This is a genomic window from Streptomyces sp. NBC_00448, assembly GCF_036014115.1.
Classification (GTDB): Bacteria; Actinomycetota; Actinomycetes; order Streptomycetales; family Streptomycetaceae; genus Actinacidiphila.
Window position 1 is genome coordinate 9,074,455 of sequence record NZ_CP107913.1, and the last position, 15,619, is coordinate 9,090,073.

13 protein-coding genes and 1 tRNA gene are annotated in these 15,619 nt (G+C 70.4%); 9 read left to right on the forward strand and 5 right to left on the reverse strand.

Translation table 11 applies throughout. The features are described 5' to 3' along the window. Nucleotides 1–11: 11 nt before the first annotated feature. Complete coding sequence (locus tag OG370_RS38905) at nt 12–710, reverse strand: FadR/GntR family transcriptional regulator (protein WP_328472826.1); 699 nt, start codon at nt 708–710, stop codon at nt 12–14. 439 nt (nt 711–1,149) lie between these two features. Here OG370_RS38905 and OG370_RS38910 point away from each other — a divergent pair, with 439 nt between their 5' ends. From OG370_RS38910 to OG370_RS38920, 3 genes are read left to right on the forward strand one after another with little or no spacing between them, the layout of a single operon-like run. Continuing rightward, a complete protein-coding gene (locus OG370_RS38910; protein ID WP_328472828.1) occupies nt 1,150–2,193 on the forward strand; it encodes a substrate-binding domain-containing protein in 1,044 nt (347 codons plus the stop codon). Between the two features lie 4 nt (nt 2,194–2,197). Further along, entirely contained in the window at nt 2,198–3,898 is a 1,701-nt protein-coding gene (locus OG370_RS38915; RefSeq protein ID WP_328472830.1) for a sugar ABC transporter ATP-binding protein, read from the forward strand. Beyond that, nucleotides 3,895–4,938: an ABC transporter permease gene (locus tag OG370_RS38920; RefSeq protein WP_328472832.1), complete on the forward strand. Its 1,044-nt coding sequence runs from the start codon at nt 3,895–3,897 to the stop codon at nt 4,936–4,938. Before OG370_RS38915 ends, OG370_RS38920 begins: the two co-directional genes overlap by 4 nt. 79 nt (nt 4,939–5,017) lie before the next feature. On the opposite strand, the gene OG370_RS38925 is transcribed toward OG370_RS38920, so the two are convergent. Continuing rightward, nucleotides 5,018–5,710 (reverse strand): FadR/GntR family transcriptional regulator, encoded by a 693-nt coding sequence (locus OG370_RS38925; RefSeq protein WP_328472834.1) that lies wholly within the window; start codon nt 5,708–5,710, stop codon nt 5,018–5,020. Between the two features lie 209 nt (nt 5,711–5,919). Between OG370_RS38925 and OG370_RS38930 the strand changes: the two genes are divergently transcribed. From OG370_RS38930 to OG370_RS38950, 5 genes are all read left to right on the forward strand, one after another. Continuing rightward, nucleotides 5,920–7,218: an ABC transporter substrate-binding protein gene (locus OG370_RS38930; RefSeq protein WP_328472836.1), complete on the forward strand. Its 1,299-nt coding sequence runs from the start codon at nt 5,920–5,922 to the stop codon at nt 7,216–7,218. 3 nt (nt 7,219–7,221) lie between these two features. Further along, nucleotides 7,222–8,178: a carbohydrate ABC transporter permease gene (locus OG370_RS38935; protein WP_328472838.1), complete on the forward strand. Its 957-nt coding sequence runs from the start codon at nt 7,222–7,224 to the stop codon at nt 8,176–8,178. Continuing rightward, nucleotides 8,175–9,080, forward strand: a complete 906-nt coding sequence (locus OG370_RS38940; protein ID WP_328472840.1) for a carbohydrate ABC transporter permease — start codon at nt 8,175–8,177, stop codon at nt 9,078–9,080. Before OG370_RS38935 ends, OG370_RS38940 begins: the two co-directional genes overlap by 4 nt. Nucleotides 9,081–9,164: 84 nt before the next feature. Then, the gene (locus OG370_RS38945) at nt 9,165–10,268 is read left to right on the forward strand and encodes a mandelate racemase/muconate lactonizing enzyme family protein (RefSeq protein ID WP_328472842.1); all 1,104 of its coding nucleotides are present in this window, start codon (nt 9,165–9,167) and stop codon (nt 10,266–10,268) included. Beyond that, nucleotides 10,265–11,119: a ribonuclease activity regulator RraA gene (locus tag OG370_RS38950; RefSeq protein WP_328472844.1), complete on the forward strand. Its 855-nt coding sequence runs from the start codon at nt 10,265–10,267 to the stop codon at nt 11,117–11,119. Before OG370_RS38945 ends, OG370_RS38950 begins: the two co-directional genes overlap by 4 nt. A 23-nt stretch (nt 11,120–11,142) precedes the next feature. Here the strand turns inward: OG370_RS38950 and OG370_RS38955 are convergent, their stop codons facing one another. The 3 genes from OG370_RS38955 to OG370_RS38965 all read right to left on the reverse strand — a co-directional run bounded on the left by OG370_RS38955 (nt 11,143) and on the right by OG370_RS38965 (nt 15,382). Further along, nucleotides 11,143–11,553: an L-rhamnose mutarotase gene (locus OG370_RS38955; protein WP_328472846.1), complete on the reverse strand. Its 411-nt coding sequence runs from the start codon at nt 11,551–11,553 to the stop codon at nt 11,143–11,145. A gap of 121 nt (nt 11,554–11,674) precedes the next feature. Further along, entirely contained in the window at nt 11,675–14,158 is a 2,484-nt protein-coding gene (locus OG370_RS38960) for an RICIN domain-containing protein (protein ID WP_328472848.1), read from the reverse strand. 228 nt (nt 14,159–14,386) lie between these two features. Further along, nucleotides 14,387–15,382, reverse strand: coding sequence for an aldo/keto reductase (locus tag OG370_RS38965; RefSeq protein ID WP_328472850.1), 996 nt, complete (start codon nt 15,380–15,382; stop codon nt 14,387–14,389). Nucleotides 15,383–15,521: 139 nt separating this feature from the next. Here OG370_RS38965 and OG370_RS38970 point away from each other — a divergent pair. Next, a tRNA-Pro gene (locus OG370_RS38970) sits at nt 15,522–15,596 on the forward strand. Nucleotides 15,597–15,619 lie beyond the last annotated feature (23 nt).

Genomic DNA, 15,619 nt, shown 5'->3' on the forward strand with positions numbered 1-15,619 from the left:
CGGCACCGGCCTTAGGGAAGGCCGAGGTCGTGGCTGGTCTCCGCGAGGTGGCCGGTCATGGCCTCGGCCGCCGCGGCGCCGTCCCCGGAGGCGATGGCGTCGAGGATGCGCTGATGCCCCTCGATCGTGGCGTCCTGTCCGGTGCCGCGCTGCTCGCGACCCTCGTAGCTGGCCCGGCGGGCGTCGAGCAGCACGCCGTTCATGGCCGCGAGCAGGAAGGAGAACACCTCGGACCGCGCCAGGTTGGCCACCGCCTGGTGGAAGGCGAGGTCGCCGGCGATGAAGGCGTCGCGGTCCCCGACCGCGCCCCGCATGGTGTCCAGCGCCTCCGACGCCTCGGCCACCGTGCCCTCGCCCGCGGCGACGCACGCCGCGGCGCGCTGCGCGAGCTCGCCCTCCAGCACCCTTCGGGTGTCGAGCAGGTCCCGCAGGTCCATCGACTTCTGGCTGAGCCGGAACTCGAGGATCTGTGCCAGCACGGCGGGCGAGGGGGTGGCCACCGTCGCGCGCTTGCCCTGGCTGGACGCGAGGACGCCGCGCGCCACCAGCGTCCGGATGGCCTCGCGGACCACCAGCCGGTTCACGCCGTGGCGTTCGGCGAGTTCGCCCTCGGCCGGGATCTCGTCACCGGCACGCAGCTGGCGCTGCTTGATCTCCGCGATGATCTCCCGGACCACGTGGTCGCTCAGTGTGGTGCGTGCGAACGTCATGCGCGCGCCTCCAGACCGCACTTGGCGTCCGGGCACGCCTGGTAGGGGTGTCGCGAGGCACAGCGGCCGACCGTCTTCACAGCCGCCATATTGCCATGTCGCCGGGCGCCGGGGCGGCTGCCTTTCGGCGGGCTGGTCCGCGGTGCGCCGGGGACCGCGCCGGGGACACCCCTGTGCTGATGCGCCTTCATCCGATTTCCTCTCCGTTCGGCTTCCCCGGCGCCCCGGCCCCAGGTCGGGTGGCCGGGCCGCCACTTCGACGAAAGCCCGTGATGAGCTCATTGTCCATATGCTTGACAGCATAGCTGCTAAGCAGCACGATGCATCTCACCACGGACCGGGCGAACTCCCCGCGCGCTCCGCCCGAACGGTCCCCCCATGGCCGAACCGCAGCACCTTTCGTCCCCGGTCAGGGGCTCACACACTCACTGGAGCCAGGATGCCCATCTCGCGAACCCGCTGTGTCACCGCCGTCATGGGCGCGGTGGTCGCCCTCGGACTCGCCGCGTGTTCCAGCGGCCAGACCTCCGTCAGCGCCACCCCCACGGTCGCCCCGGTGCACGGCCGGATCACGCTCACCTATCTGCAGAAGCAGGGCGACCAGCAGTACTTCATCGACGAGGCGGCGGGCGCCAAGGCGAAGGCCGCGGCCCTGGGGATCGGCCTGAAGGTGGTCAACCTCGGCAGCGACGCCAACAAGACCGTCAGCGAGGTCCAGTCGGCGATCGCGCAGAAGAGCAACGGCCTGATCGTCGTGGTGCCGGACCCGTCCGTCGGCCCCCAGGTCGTGCAGATGGCCGGCGACGCCAAGATCGCCCTGCTGACCTCGGACGACCAGATCTGCACCACGGGTCCCGACCCCGCCAAGTGCCCCAAGGCCGACCTGGTGCCGCGGATCGGCTTCTCGGGCGCCCAGATGGGCGACCAGGTCGGCAAGCGGGCGGCGGCGGAGTTCAAGAAGGCCGGTTGGAGCGCCGGCGACACCCGGGTGATCTCGGCGTGGGAGCAGGACGTGACGGTCTGCGGTGACCGCGTCAAGGCCGCGCAGAAGGCGTTCGACGCGGCGGCCGGGGCGAAGGTGCGGACCATCAACGTGGCCACGGACAACACCCCGACCAACGCCCAGGACAAGGTGGCCGCGACGATCACCGCGCACACCGACGTCAAGCACTGGCTGATCTGGGGCTGCAACGACGAGAACGTCCAGGGCGGCGTCACCGCCATGCAGAACGCCGGTGTCAGCGCGGACAACGTGATCGGCGTGGGCCTGGGCGCGTACCTGGCGTGCAAGGACTGGGGCTCCGGCAAGCCGTCGGGCATGAAGGCCGCGCTCCTCCTCGACGGCCGGGACGTCGGTGCGGTGGCCGTCCAGACGATGTACGACAAGCTGAAGAACGGCAAGGCGTTCCCTCAGGAGGCCTTCGCCCCCACCACCATGGTCGACCCGGCCAACTGGCGCTCCACCGGGGCGAAGTGCAGCTGATCCGATGACCGCCTCCACCGCTCCCCGGCCACCGTCCGACGACGGCCTGACCGCCCACGCGATCACCAAGCGCTTCGGCGCCGTCCACGCGCTGCGGGACGTCACCCTCACCTTCCCCCCTGGCCGCGTCACCGCGCTGATGGGCGAGAACGGGGCGGGGAAGTCCACGCTGCTGCGCATCCTGACCGGAGACCACCGCCCGACCGACGGGCGGGTGCTCCTCGACGGGCAGGTCCTGGACCTGAACTCGCCGATCGACGCCCGCCGGGCCGGCATCCGGATCATCCCGCAGGAACCCGAGATCATCCCGCATGTCTCGGTGGCGGAGAACGTCTACGCCGGGTCCCTCCCGCGCGGGGCCGGCCGCCGCCTCGACCGGGCCGAGCTGCGCCGCCGGATCACCGCCGACCTGGCCCGCCTCGGTTTCGACAAGGTTCTCGACGCCGACCTGCTCGGCTCGGAACTCACCGCCGCCCAGCGGCAGTTGGTGGAGATCCTGCGGGCGCTGACCGGCACCCACCGGGCACGGATCATCGCCTTCGACGAGCCGACGTCCTCGCTGTCGGACCAGGAGGTCGACGCGCTGTTCGCGCTGATCGGCCGGCTGCGGGACGAGGGCGTCGCCGTCATCTACGTCTCGCACCGGATGAAGGAGATCTTCCGGCTCGCCGACCGTATCGCCGTGCTGCGCGACGGCGCGGTGGCCGGTGTCGTGGACGCGGCGGGCACCACCGAAGCCGCCCTCGTCCGCCTGATGGTGGGCCGCGACCTGACCACCCTGTTCGCCCGCGAGCGGGTGGCCAGCGACCGCGTCGTCCTCGACGTCGAGCGGCTCAGCACCGACGACGTCCACGACGTCAGCCTCCAGGTCAGGGCCGGCGAAGTGGTCGCGCTGGCCGGCCTCATCGGGGCCGGGCGCTCCGAACTCGCCCTCGCGCTGGCCGGGGACGCACCCGTGCGCGCCGGGAGCCTGCGGATCGAGGGCCGGCCGCTGCGGCTGCGCGGCCCCCGCGACGCGATCCGCGCCGGGATCGGGCTGGCCCCCGAGGAGCGCAAGGCCCAGGCGCTGTTCCTCCAGCGCACCATCCGCGACAACACGACCCTGGTCAGCCTCGCCCGCCTGCGCAGGTGGCGCTTCGTCGACACGGGCGCGGAACGGGAGTTGGCCCAGCGGTACGCCGACCGGCTGCGGGTGCGCGCACCCTCGATCGAGGTCGACGTCCGGACGCTCTCCGGCGGCAACCAGCAGAAGGTCGTGCTGGCCCGATGGCTCGCCCGCAAGCCCGCGCTGCTCATCCTCGACGAGCCCACCCGGGGCGTCGACGTCGGCGCGAAGGCCGAGATCTACCACATCATCGCCGAACTCGCCCGGGAGGGCACCGCGATCCTGGTCGTGTCCTCCGAGCTCCCCGAGGTGCTCGGCCTGGCCGACCGGGTCGTGGTGATGCAGAACGGCCGCGTCACCGGGCAACTCGACCGCGCCGACGCCACCGAGGAGGCCATCCTCGCCCTCGCGATGGCCGACGACCTGGCCCCGGCCGACCCCGAATCCGACCCCGAATCCGACCCCGAATCCGACCTCGTCCCCGACCTCGTCCCCGACCCCGCCCCCGATCCCGAACCTGACCCCGAACCCGACCCCGCCCCCGGCGGGCGGACGGCACCATCCGACAGCAACGACGCCGCCTCCGGAGGCATCCGATGACCGCCGCCCCCTCCACCGCCGACCCCCGGTCCGACGACATCGACGGCCTGCCGTCGCCGGCCACCAGGTCGCAGCGGTGGCTCGCCCGGGCCGGCGGCCAGAACCTCGGCCTGCTGGGCGCGATGGCCGTGGTGCTGGCCCTGTTCGGCACCCTCAACTCGAACTACCTCAGCTGGGACAACATCCAGGTCATCGCCGAGGCGGTGACGATCTCCGGCCTGCTGGCCGTCGTCCAGACCGTCGTGATCATCTGCGGCGCGCTCGACATCTCGGTGGGCTCCCAGGCCGGCCTCGCCTCCGTCACCAGCGCGATGGTGTTCACCTCCTGGGGCTCCAACGCCTTCCTGGGCATGGGCGTCGCGATCGCCATCGGCGCCGTGATCGGCCTGCTGAACGGCGTGATCATCGTCTACGGCCGGGTCAACTCGGTCATCGCCACCCTGGCCGGCCTGGCCGCCTACAAGGGGGTGGCCCAACTGGTCTCCGACGGGCGCGCCCAGGGATACGTCCTCAACAACTCCGTGTTCGTCTTCCTCGGCCGCGGCAAGATCGCCGGCATCCCCGTCATGGTCTGGCTGCTGATCGTGGCCGCCGTGGCCGTCCACATCCTGCTCAAGCAGACCGACATCGGCCGCAACATCTACGCCATCGGCGGCAACGACACCGCCGCGCGGCTGGCCGGCATCAACCTCAACAAGTACCTGATCGCCGTCTACGCCCTCAGCGGCATGGTCGCCGCCGTGGCCGGCATCCTCCTGACCGCCCGCACCGGTTCCGGCCAGCCGACGTCCGGAAGCGACGGACTCGAACTCCAGGCCATCACCGCCGCGGCCCTGGGCGGTTGCGCGCTGAAGGGCGGCAAGGGAGGGATCGGGGGCACCCTGCTCGCCGTCGCCCTGCTCGGAGCGCTGCAGAACGGCCTCACCGTCCAGGGCGTCAACGCCTTCTGGCAGAACATCGCGCAGGGGCTGCTGCTGGTCGCCGCCGTCGTCATCCAGCAGCGCCGCACCGGCGAGCGGGCGGTGGGCCTGCCGGCGTAGGCGCGGCAGCACCTGCCGCGCCCTCTTCCGCACCCGCGCCCTCTTCCGCGACCGTGCCCTCCCCGGCAGCCGGCCTGCTTCAGGCCGGCTTGCCGTGGTCGGCGAAGTACGCGTCGAGCCAGCGGCGCGCGGAGGTGACATGCACGTAGGCCGCGCTCTCCGCGCCGTGCGCGTCGCCGGCCTCGATCGCGGTGAGGATGTTGTGGTGGTGCTGGATGGTGAGGTCCACGGCGTTGTCGCTGACGATGCCGCCCCACAGACGTAGCCGTACGGTCCTGCTCGACAGCCCGTCGAGCAGGCTGATCAGCGTCTGGTTGCCGGTGGCCCGGACGATCTCCGCGTGGAACTCCAGATCGCTGTGGACCAGGTCCTCGATCGAGCGCTGCCGGCTGTGCCGCTCGTAGGTGGCGCGGATACGGGCCAGGTGCTCGGGGGTCATCCGCGTGACGGCCAGCCGGGTCGCGGCCGGTTCGAGGAGTTCGCGGGTCTCGACGACCTCCCGGAGCGTCTCGTCGCGCATCACCTCCACGGCGAAGGCGATGCCTTCGAGGAGTTGGGCCGGCTGCAGGGAGCTGACGTACGTTCCCGAGCCGTGCCGCACGTCGAGCACGCGCATCTGCTCCAGGACCCGGACCGCCTCCCGCAGCGAGCTGCGGGAGACCCCCAATTGCTCGGCGAAGTCGGACTCCTGGGGAAGCCGGTCCCCAGGGCGCAGCTTTCCTTCGATGATCAGCTTGCGGACCTCGGCGACGACGCCGTCGATGACAGCCACGGACCGTCCCTTCTGCGCGGTGGGCGAACCTGCGACCACGGCGGGTGAGCGCTGCGGTCAACTGCGGAAAGTTCTCCGATGACTTGGCGGCCGAATGTTGACTTCACGGTCATCGGGGTGTCACATAGGCGCTTAGCGTACACGAGAGATCGGAGAAGTCCCTCTCGGTGGGCGCCATCATCCCCCCCACCTTCGAGGAAGAGAACCCTATGAAATCCAGACGCGCGGTCGCACCACTCCTCGCCGCGACCGGCCTGCTGCTCGCCGCGTGCGGGGGGCAGAACGGGGCCAGGTCGGACGTCAAGCAGCAGGCGTCCGCTCCGATCACCATCTGGGTCGACGACACCCGGACGAAGCCCGCGCAGGAGTACGCCGCGGCCCACCCGGAACTGAAGGCCACCGTCAAGTCCGTGGACAACACGCACGGGAACATCCCGGCCCAGATCGCCCTCGCGGTCAAGGCCGGCAAGGACGTGCCGGACGCGGTCTTCCTGAGCTACCCGGACGAGCTGGCCAACATGCTGGTCAACCCCGTGAACTACGCGCTCCCGCTCGACGGCGTGGTCGGCTCGGACGTCCTGGACGGATTCGCGAAGGGGTCCACGGCGGCCTGCACGTTCGACGGCAAGACGTACTGCCTGCCGAACGACCTCGCGCAGACCGTCCTCTACTACGACAAGCCGCTCTTCGCGAAGTTCGGCTACAGCGTGCCGAAGACGTTCGACGAGTGGCTCGCGCTCGGCCTGCGGGTCGGCAAGGAGCACCCCGGCTACTCCCTGGGGTCGGTGAACAGCCGGTACGGACTGAACGGCTACTACGGCTCCAGCGGCTGCGCCTTCAACCAGTCGAGTTCTCCGACCACTGTCACCATCGACGTGAAGTCGCCTGCGTGCACCAGGGTCGACGACGTGATCGGGCCGCTCCTCGCCAACAAGACGCTCTCGAAGCTGGACCCGTTCGACGCGGCGTACACCCCGATCGTCAAGAACGACAAGCTGCTCGCGACGATCTCCCCCGCGTGGATGGGCGACTACGGGATCAAGCCGACCTCACCGAAGAAGGGCCGGTGGGCGGTCGCGCCCATGCCGACCTGGAAGGGCGCCGCGACCAACGCCTCGGGCACCGCGGGCGGCGGTATCTGGGTGGTCTCGGCGAAGTCGAAGAACAAGGCCGCCGCGGCCAAGTTCGCCACCGGCATGGCGACCGACCCGAAGGTCCAGGCGGCCTCGTCCGGGTATCCCGCCTACACCGCGGACGCCGACATCTGGCTGAAGCAGGTCGCGAAGGACGACTGGTACGCCGAGGACCCCTCGGCGGTGTACCGGGACGCCGCGGGGAAGATCTCCCCGACCCTCGGCTTCGTCCGCTTCCAGGTCCAGGCGGAGGACGCCTTCAACGCCACCGTCCTCAAGAGCGGGGGCCACGACATCGGCGCCGCGCTGGAGAAGTTCGGCGAGCAGCTGACCAAGGCCGCGCAGTCGGCGTCCTACAGCGTCAAGGGCGACTAGCGGATGGCACCGCTTTCCTCCTCCGCGGTGCGGAGCCGGTCCCGGAGCCAGGCCCGCGGCGGCACCCGGAGCCAGGCCCGGAGCCGGTTCCGCAGCCGCACCGCGGGAGTCTCCTTCGTCCTGCCGTACCTCGCCGCCCTGGTCCTCTTCGGCCTCGTGCCCACCGTCTACGGCATCGCCACCTCGTTCTCGGTGACGCCCGTGATCGGCAACTCCTACACGAGCCTGACGGAGAACTACTCGGCGGTCCTCAGCGACTACCGGACCCTGCGGGCGGCGAAGAACGTCGGCTCCTACCTGCTGATCTGGCTGCCGTCGATGCTGGTGATCGTCTTCGCCATCGCGCTGGCCATGGACGCGCGGCGTACCCGCTTCGCCGCGCTGACCCGGTTCGTCTCCTACGTTCCCGGAGCCGTCACCGGGGCGGCCTCCGCCCTGCTCTGGCTCTTCATGTTCTCGCCCGCGGCCAGCCCGGCCAGTGCGATCCTCCGCCCGTTCGCCGGTGACTCCGGAACCGTCATCAGCGACGGCTCGCTGCCGGTGATCCTGTCGGTGATGGGCATCGCCGCCGGCGCGGGCGGCTGGATCGTGCTGCTCTACGGCGCGCTCACGGACATCTCGCGGGATGTGCTGGAGGCCGCCGAACTCGACGGCGCCGGCGCGTGGCACGTCGTGTGGCACATCAAGCTGCCGATGCTGCGCAGCTACATCGGCTTCATCTTCATCGTCTCCCTGGCCAACGGGTTCCAGGTCTTCGTCGAACCCCAGGTGCTCGGCGCGGGCGCCCGCGGCCAGGTCGACAGCACCTGGTCGCTGAACCAGCTCGTCTTCTCCTACGCCACCGGAGAGTCGAACTACGGTCGCGCCTCGGCGCTTTCGGTACTGCTGCTCATCGTCACGGTGACGGCCGCGGTCATCGTGATCAAGAAGACCCGTTTCTACTCGAAGGATGCGGCATGAGCACGCTGTCCTCCTCGCCTGCGGAGCGAAAAGGAGTGCGGACCGCGCTCGGCTCCTTCGGTCGCAACGCCCTGCTGTCGATGACGGTCCTCTTCTTCGGCGCACCGATCGTCTGGCTGCTGCTCGCGCCCACCAAGACCCGTGACCAGTTGACGGGCGACCAGCCGCTCTCGTTCGGCAGCCTGTCCCACGTGGGGTCCGCCTGGTCGCACGTCTTCGGCTACGACCACGGCATCTTCGGTACCTGGCTGGGCAACTCGGCCCTCATCAGCGTGGCCGCCGTGGCGCTGGCGCTGGTCACGTGCGTCCCCGCCGGATACGGGCTGGCGAAGTTCGCCTTCGTCGGCCGCACCACGATGCTGTTCCTGACCCTGGTCACGATGATCGTGCCCCAGGCGGCGCTGATCCTCCCGCTCTATCTGGAGATGTCGGCGGTCAACCTGACGAACTCGCTGTGGGCGGTGATCCTGCCCCTGTCGTTCTACCCGTTCGGGGTCTACATCGTGTACCTGCACGCGATGGCCTCGGTGCCGAACTCGCTGATCGAGGCCGGCCGGCTCGATGGTGCCTCGGAATGGCGGATATTCTTCCGCATCTACGCGCCCATCGCCCGGCCCGCGATCGCGATGGTCTCGTTCTTCTCGTTCGTCACGGCCTGGAACACGTTCTTCCTGCCGTACATCATGAACACCGACCCGCAGCTCGCCAACGTGCAGACGGGCCTTCAGCTGCTCGTGCGCAACACCAACGCCCTCGGCGGCGCGAATTTCACCGGAATCCCGGTGCGCGAACCCGAGGTCGCGCTCGCGGCCCTGATCTCCATCTCCCCGATCCTGTTGATCTTCGTCTTCGCGCAGCGTTTTCTGGTCGCCGGTCAGAAAGCGGGAGCGGAGAAGGAATGAACACCCCAGAAAGGCTCAACCGCTGTGATAACTGACGTCCGTACCCTGTGCGCCACCCGGCTGCACACGCGAGAAGACCAGTGGGTGACTGATCGTTATCGCAGTGTCAAAGCGGATGCGGCCATCGTCGTGGTGGAGACCGACGCCGGTGTGACCGGGGTCGGGGAGGCCTGTTCCTACGGCAACCCGCGGCAGATCGCCGAATGGGTGCGGTGGTACCGCGGCAGCCTGGTGGGCGCCGACCTCGACGACTTCTCCATCGTGCCCCGCCCCACCGGGACGGCCCTGGAGCACGCGGTGGGCTCGGCACACGACTTCGCCGTGGCCGGGATCGACTGCGCGCTGTGGGACGCCCGCGGCCGCGCGGCCGGAAAGCCGGTGGCGCAGCTCCTCGATCCGGCGGTGTCCACGACCGCGGTCGACGTCTACGCCTCGGGCGGCGTGCGCTACGACTGGCATGACGACCCCCGCACACTCGTCGCCGACGTCCTCGGCTATGTCGAGGCCGGCTACCGGACGGTGAAGTTCCGGCTCGGCACCGCGTGGCACTGGGACCGGGTCACACCTGCCCGCTTCCTCGCGCTGTACGACGAGGTGCGCGACGCCGTCGGCGATCGCGCCGGGCTGGCGGTCGACGCGAACAGCAGGCTGTCCCGCGCCGAAGCCCGGGTGCTCGCGGAGGGCCTGGCGGCACGCGGGACCCTGTGGCTGGAGGAACCCCTCGGCAAGGACGACATCGAGGGCTACGCGGAGTTGACCTCGTCGGTCGACCTGCGGATCAGCGGCGGCGAGTCCTTCACCACCATCGAGCAGTTCCGGCCGTGGATCGAGCGCGGCTGCTTCGACATCGTCCAGCCCGACGCCGGAGTGTGCGGCATCAGCGAGGTCATGCGGGTCGGACGGATCGCCGCCGACGCCGGTATCTCCCTGATCCCGCACTCGTGGCACAACGGCCTGATGCTGATGGCCAATGCCCACGCCGTCGCCGCGCTCCCGAACGCCCCCATGGTCGAGGAGTGCATGGTGCAGGGCCCGTTGAGGTGGGGCATCGTGCAGGGCGGCTCGCGGGTCAAGGACGGCACGGTGTCCGTGGCGGAGTCGCCGGGCCTCGGCGTCGACGTCGTCGACGACATCGAAGAGCGGTACCCGTACGTCGAGGGCCACTACAGCGTGGAGGTGTACCGATGACCGGCTCCTCCGCTCCCGCGGGAGCGATCCAGCCGTCCGGCGTCGGCCCGGACGGAATCCCGGAGTACACGATCCACGGGGCGTGGACCCTGCCGGTCAAGGGCCCCGCCGTCCCGCCGCTGGACCCGGGCCTGGTCGAGGCGTTCCGGACGGTGACCGCCGCCACCGCGTCGGCGAAGCTGCACCAGATGGGGATCACCAAGACCTTCCTGCAGGGCCCCCGGACCAACAAGCCCGGTCGCAGGGTCGTCGGGCGGGCGGTCACCTTGCAGTTCATGCCGATGCGGGAGGACGTCTACACCGACGCCGGCGTCACGCAGGAGTACGTCGAGCGGGCGACCGCGCTGTGGGCGGTCCTCGACTTCATCGAGCCCGGCGATGTGCTGGTCGTCCAGGCGTACGGGTCGCTGCGCAGCGGGGTGGTCGGCGAGATGCTGGCCCGGCACCTCCACAACCGCGGCGGTGTCGGTCTCGTCGCGGACGGGGGCATCCGGGACTCGGAGAAGCTGGACGGACTCGACGTACCGATCTGGTCCCTCGGCCCGACACCTCACTACGCCTCCCAAGGGGAGCTGCTGCCCTGGGGCTACCACGTACCGGTGGCGGTCGGCGGCGCCCTGGTCCTCCCCGGGGACCTCATCGTGGCCGACGACGACGGGGCGGTGGTGGTGCCGGTGGCGAAGGCCGCCGAACTGGCGGCGGACAGCGCCGTCCACGAGGCGTGGGAGGACTTCTCGCGCGAGAAGCTGGCGCTGGGCGGCGCGCTGCGCCGCTACTACCCGCTCGACGACGTCGGCCGCGCCGAGTACGAGGAGTGGGAGGCCGCGGGACGGCCCCCGCTCAGCGCCTGACCATGCTCAGCGCCTGACCACGCTCAACGTCCTTGCCACGACGCCGGAGCGGCGAGCGTCTCGCCCGCCGCTCCGGCGAACTGCTCCGAGCCCACCATGGTCCAGATCAAGGGGAGGAGCTCGTCGGAGCCCTCCCCTTCCTCCAGCAGCGCGGCGATGATCCGGTCCCACTCGGGGTCGATCGGGCCGAGCCCGAGGATGCGCTCCACCATGACCTCGTAGCGGTCCTCGGACTCGATCAGGTGGAAGAGGCCGCGTCCGTCACGCCAGATCTGCCACCGGACCACGCCGCAGGTGCGCAGTGCCCGGAGCACCGCCGGCGGAACGGCGGCGTGGACGGATGCGTACCGGGCCTCCATCCCCGGGCGCAGCCGGGTGCGCCGGCCGGTCACATGGACCGCTTTCCCCGCCGGTTCGGTGTCGGGATTCCGCACCAGTGTTCCTTTCGCTGTGGAGCCCGCGAACCGGGGCGGCGCGGAGGAGGTCTCCCGCGCGCCGCCCCGGTTGTTGTGCGGGTGGTCGGTCAGTTCCCCGCGGAACCGCGGGGGGCGGTCGTCACTTGATCGGCTGGAGCGTGAACTCCATGTTGCCGACCTCGCTGCAGGTGTACTGGATGAGGCCGGCCCCGTCGGCGGTGCTGAGGCCGTACACGTTGAGGCACTTGCCGGACTGGGCGCCCACGATCTGCTGGTAACCCCCCTCGGTGTCGCGGACGTTCCACAGGAAGTTCGGCGCGGTGGAGCACGCCCACTGGTAGACCGGCGCGAGGTCGTCCGTCCGCTGACCGGCGACGGCGAGGCACAGTCCGGTGGCGAGGTTCTTGATCTGCGCGGTGCCCCCGGCCTGGGGCAGGACCGCCCACTGCTGGGCGGCGCTGCCGGAGTCGGTCTGCTGGGTGGTCTGCGCGGCGGTTCCGTCCACACCGACGTCCTTGCCGCTGTGGCGGGCCACGATGGTGACCTTGGACATCGAGGCGTCGCCGCACTCCGGGGTGAAGGTGCAGCCGCTCAGCCACGTCGCCTGGCCCGCCTCGTAGGCGCCCTGGTCCGGAGCGGCGCCGGCGTAGCCGTCGGTCACTCCGGCCACCGGTGTACCCGCGTCGATCGCGGGTGATCCCGGTGCCAGGGTGAAGTCGTTCGCGGCGAAGTCCGTGTAGCCGGGGGCAGGGGTGTTGGCCGCCGGGTTCTGACTGTACTTCGTGGCAAGGTCGTTGGACTCGTTCGGCGTGCCTCCGGCGATGTAGGCGTAGCTCTGGTCCGCGGGTTTGTCGCCGTCGAGGATGTTGTTGCGGGCCGTGGTGTTCGCGACCTGGGCCGCGGTGGCGTAGTAGTTGAAGATCGTCGATCTGTCGGGTGTCACGATGGTGTTGTTGGTGTAACTGCCCTTGAGGTACGGCAGGTCGTGCCCGGCGGACCAGCCGCCCTGCGCCACCCCGTAGCCGCCGACCGAGTTGGACCCCAGGCCCCAGATGACGTTGTGGTCGACGTTGACGTCGATGGTGCCGTTGTCGAAGTGCAGGCCGTTGCCGACCTGGGACGGGTTGTGGATCGTGTTGTGGTCGATCCGGCCGCGGAGCGAGGTGTCGCAGCAGACGTAGATGGCGCCCAGGTCCTGCCCGATCCTCGCGTAGTCGGACATGTCGTTGTAGGCGATGCGCAGGTCGTAACCGGCGTTGGGGTAGGCGTTGGTGTTGAGGTTGATCATGTCGCGGCCGGTGGAGCGCATCGTGTTGTGGACGATGGCGGAGGACTGGATGCCGTCCTCGACGGTGATCGCCGCGGAGTAGGTGCCGTTGTAGGCGGCGTCGGTGATGAGGTTGTCGCGGATCACCTGTCCGGAGCCCTTGAGGGAGACCCCTGCCCCGCCGGAGTACCGGATGTGGCTGTCGAGGAGCTCGTTGTCCCTGCCGTGCAGCTGGATGCCGCTGTCCGCGCGGTGGTTGCCCGCGTAGATGCCCGCGTAGGGCAGGTCGCTCCGGTACTGCGTCGTCTGCCACTCCGACAGGTACGTGGCGTCGATCCTGGACAGCGTGATGTCCGAACTGGAGTCGTCGGTCCTGATCGTGGTGCCGAAGAGCTTGATCCCGTCGACGACGATCGAGCTGCGCCCGTCGAGGTCGAAGCCGTAGTTGCGCTTCTTGGCCGAGACGTTCTGCGGCGCCTTTCCGTCGGCCGCCCACATGAACAGCTGCTTGCTGCCCGCGTCGTAGAACCACTGGTCGGGTGCGCGCAGGAAGGACTTCTTGCCCACCAGCCGGAACTTGGGGGAGGAGCCGCCGATCATCTCGGGCGAGTCGCTGTTCGGGAACGTCAAGCGGAGGGTCTTGTTGGTGCCGTCGAGGTTCCCGGCGGAGACGGTGCTGGTCGTCGTGACCCAGTGGCCGGCGAGCTGGACGGTGGCGCCGGTGAGGTCGCCCAGGGCGGGGAAGCCGGAATAGGTCAAGGTGCCGGTGCCGGTGGAGGTACAGGGAGCGGCCGAGCAGGTGCCTCCGCTGGTCAGGGCGCCCGACCAGCCGGAAGAGACGTAGTTCGCCCCCCAGACCCCGGCGCCGGCCGCGGGGTAGGCCGCCTCCGGCACCGGTGTGCCGCCGGTGAACACCTGGTTGGCCCACAGGTCGGTGTTCGAGGGGTCGACGCTGCTCCCGTACGGCGCGCTCGCCGTGCCGGCCAGGGTGACCGGCGCCTTGTAGATGCTGCCCGAGTCGAGGGTCCATCCGGTGACGGCGTCCGTGCCGTCCACGGTCACCTGGGCGCCCGGCGCCGCCTCGAACCTGATCGGCGCCGCAGCCGTGCCTGACGTGGGCGGGGTGACGGTCTCGTGGTAGTCGCCGGTCAGGATGCGGCAGGTGTCGCCGGGCCGCGCGATGTCCGCACAGTGCTGGATGGTCCGCAGCGGCGCCTGCTGCCCGCCGGCGGCCGAGTCGTCACCGCCCGGCGACACGTAGTACACCGAGCCGACCGCCTGGGCGGACTGGGGAGCCATCCCCATGGCGGCCGCGGAAAGCGCCATCGTGACGGCTGCCACGACGGCGGTTCTCATACCTCTGAGTCTGACCATGCTCACTCCTGTGTCGCCGACTGGTGTCGGCAACGTAACGACTCGGTTCTCCGATGTCTATGCCGAGAACGGCGGAAGATAACCGGGTGATGCAGGGTGAACACCCTCTTATCGTCCGAGAGTTGTCTGATGACTTTGCCCGGACGGCGCCGTCCGGTGCCGGCTGGGGAGGGGGCGGCGAGAACGCGACGGGGCGCGAGGCGCGCGGTCCTACGGCCGTCCGCGCCGGGGGACGAGCCGCTGCTCGTCGAGGTCGTCCCACAGGGCGTCGGGGATGCGCGCCCCGACGCGGGCGACGTTCTCGTGGACCTGCTCGGGGCTGTCCGCGCCCACGACCACTGCGGCCACGTGCGCGTCGAGGAGGGGGTACCGCAGGGCGGCCGCGGGGAGTTCGACACCGTGGGCGAGGCAGACCGCCTCGATCCGCCGTGCGCGGGCGAGCACGTCGGCGGGCACCTGGTGGTAGTCGAACGTGGCGTCCTCGCGAGGCGACCGGGCCAGCAGCCCGCTGTGGAAGACGGCGGCGGCGACCATCACCGTGCCGTGCCGCGCGCACGCGGAGTCCAGATCGGGCGCCGCGCCGTTGTCGAGGAGCGTGTACCGGTTCGCGACCATGACGACATCGGCCAGGCCGGTCTCGACCGTGGCGACCAGGGTGCCCGGGTCCATCGAGCCGGCGCCGATCGAGGTGACCAGACCCTCCTCGCGCAGTCCGGCCAGGGCGGCCATGCCGCGGGGAACGGCCTGGGCGTCGTCCGAGCGCTCCGGGTCGTGGAGGTAGAGGACGTCCACCCGGTCCGTTCCGAGCCGGCCGAGCGAGTCCTCGAGGCCGGCCCGGATGTCGTCCGGGCCGAAGCCCCAGGTCCTGCGGTACCGCGCGGGAACCACGAACCCCTCGGGGTCCGTTGACCGGCCGTCCCACCGCGGGTCCTCCCCCAGCAGCCGCCCCACCTTCGTGGACAGGGTGAACTCCGAGCGCGGCTTGGTCGCCAGAAAGCGGCCCAGTCGGCGCTCGGAGAGGCCGAGCCCGTAGTGGGGTGCCGTGTCGAAGTGCCGTACGCCGGCGGCCCACGCCGCTTCGAGCGCGCGCTCGACCTCCTCGTCGGAGCGGACCCGGAACATGTTGCCGAACGGCGCGCATCCGAGGCCGAGTCGCGGCAGTCCGGCGCGCTCGGCCGCCGGTGCGGTGTGGCGGCGGTCCGCCATGGTGCCCTCCTGAAGTGTGCTCGCGTATCCGGGCGAAGAGGTAGGACATCTTCGGCCAGGCGTTGGACAGTATGCCGGTAGTTGGCGCCATCGGCGGCCCTGGAGGCTCCAAGAGATACGATCTCTCGGGAGGTCGTTCTGGGACATGGCGCAGTTTGGTAGCGCACCTGACCGGGGGTCAGGGGTTCGCAGCGTTCAAATCCTTTCGTCCCGAACGGCGTTGACGGCGAGGAAGCC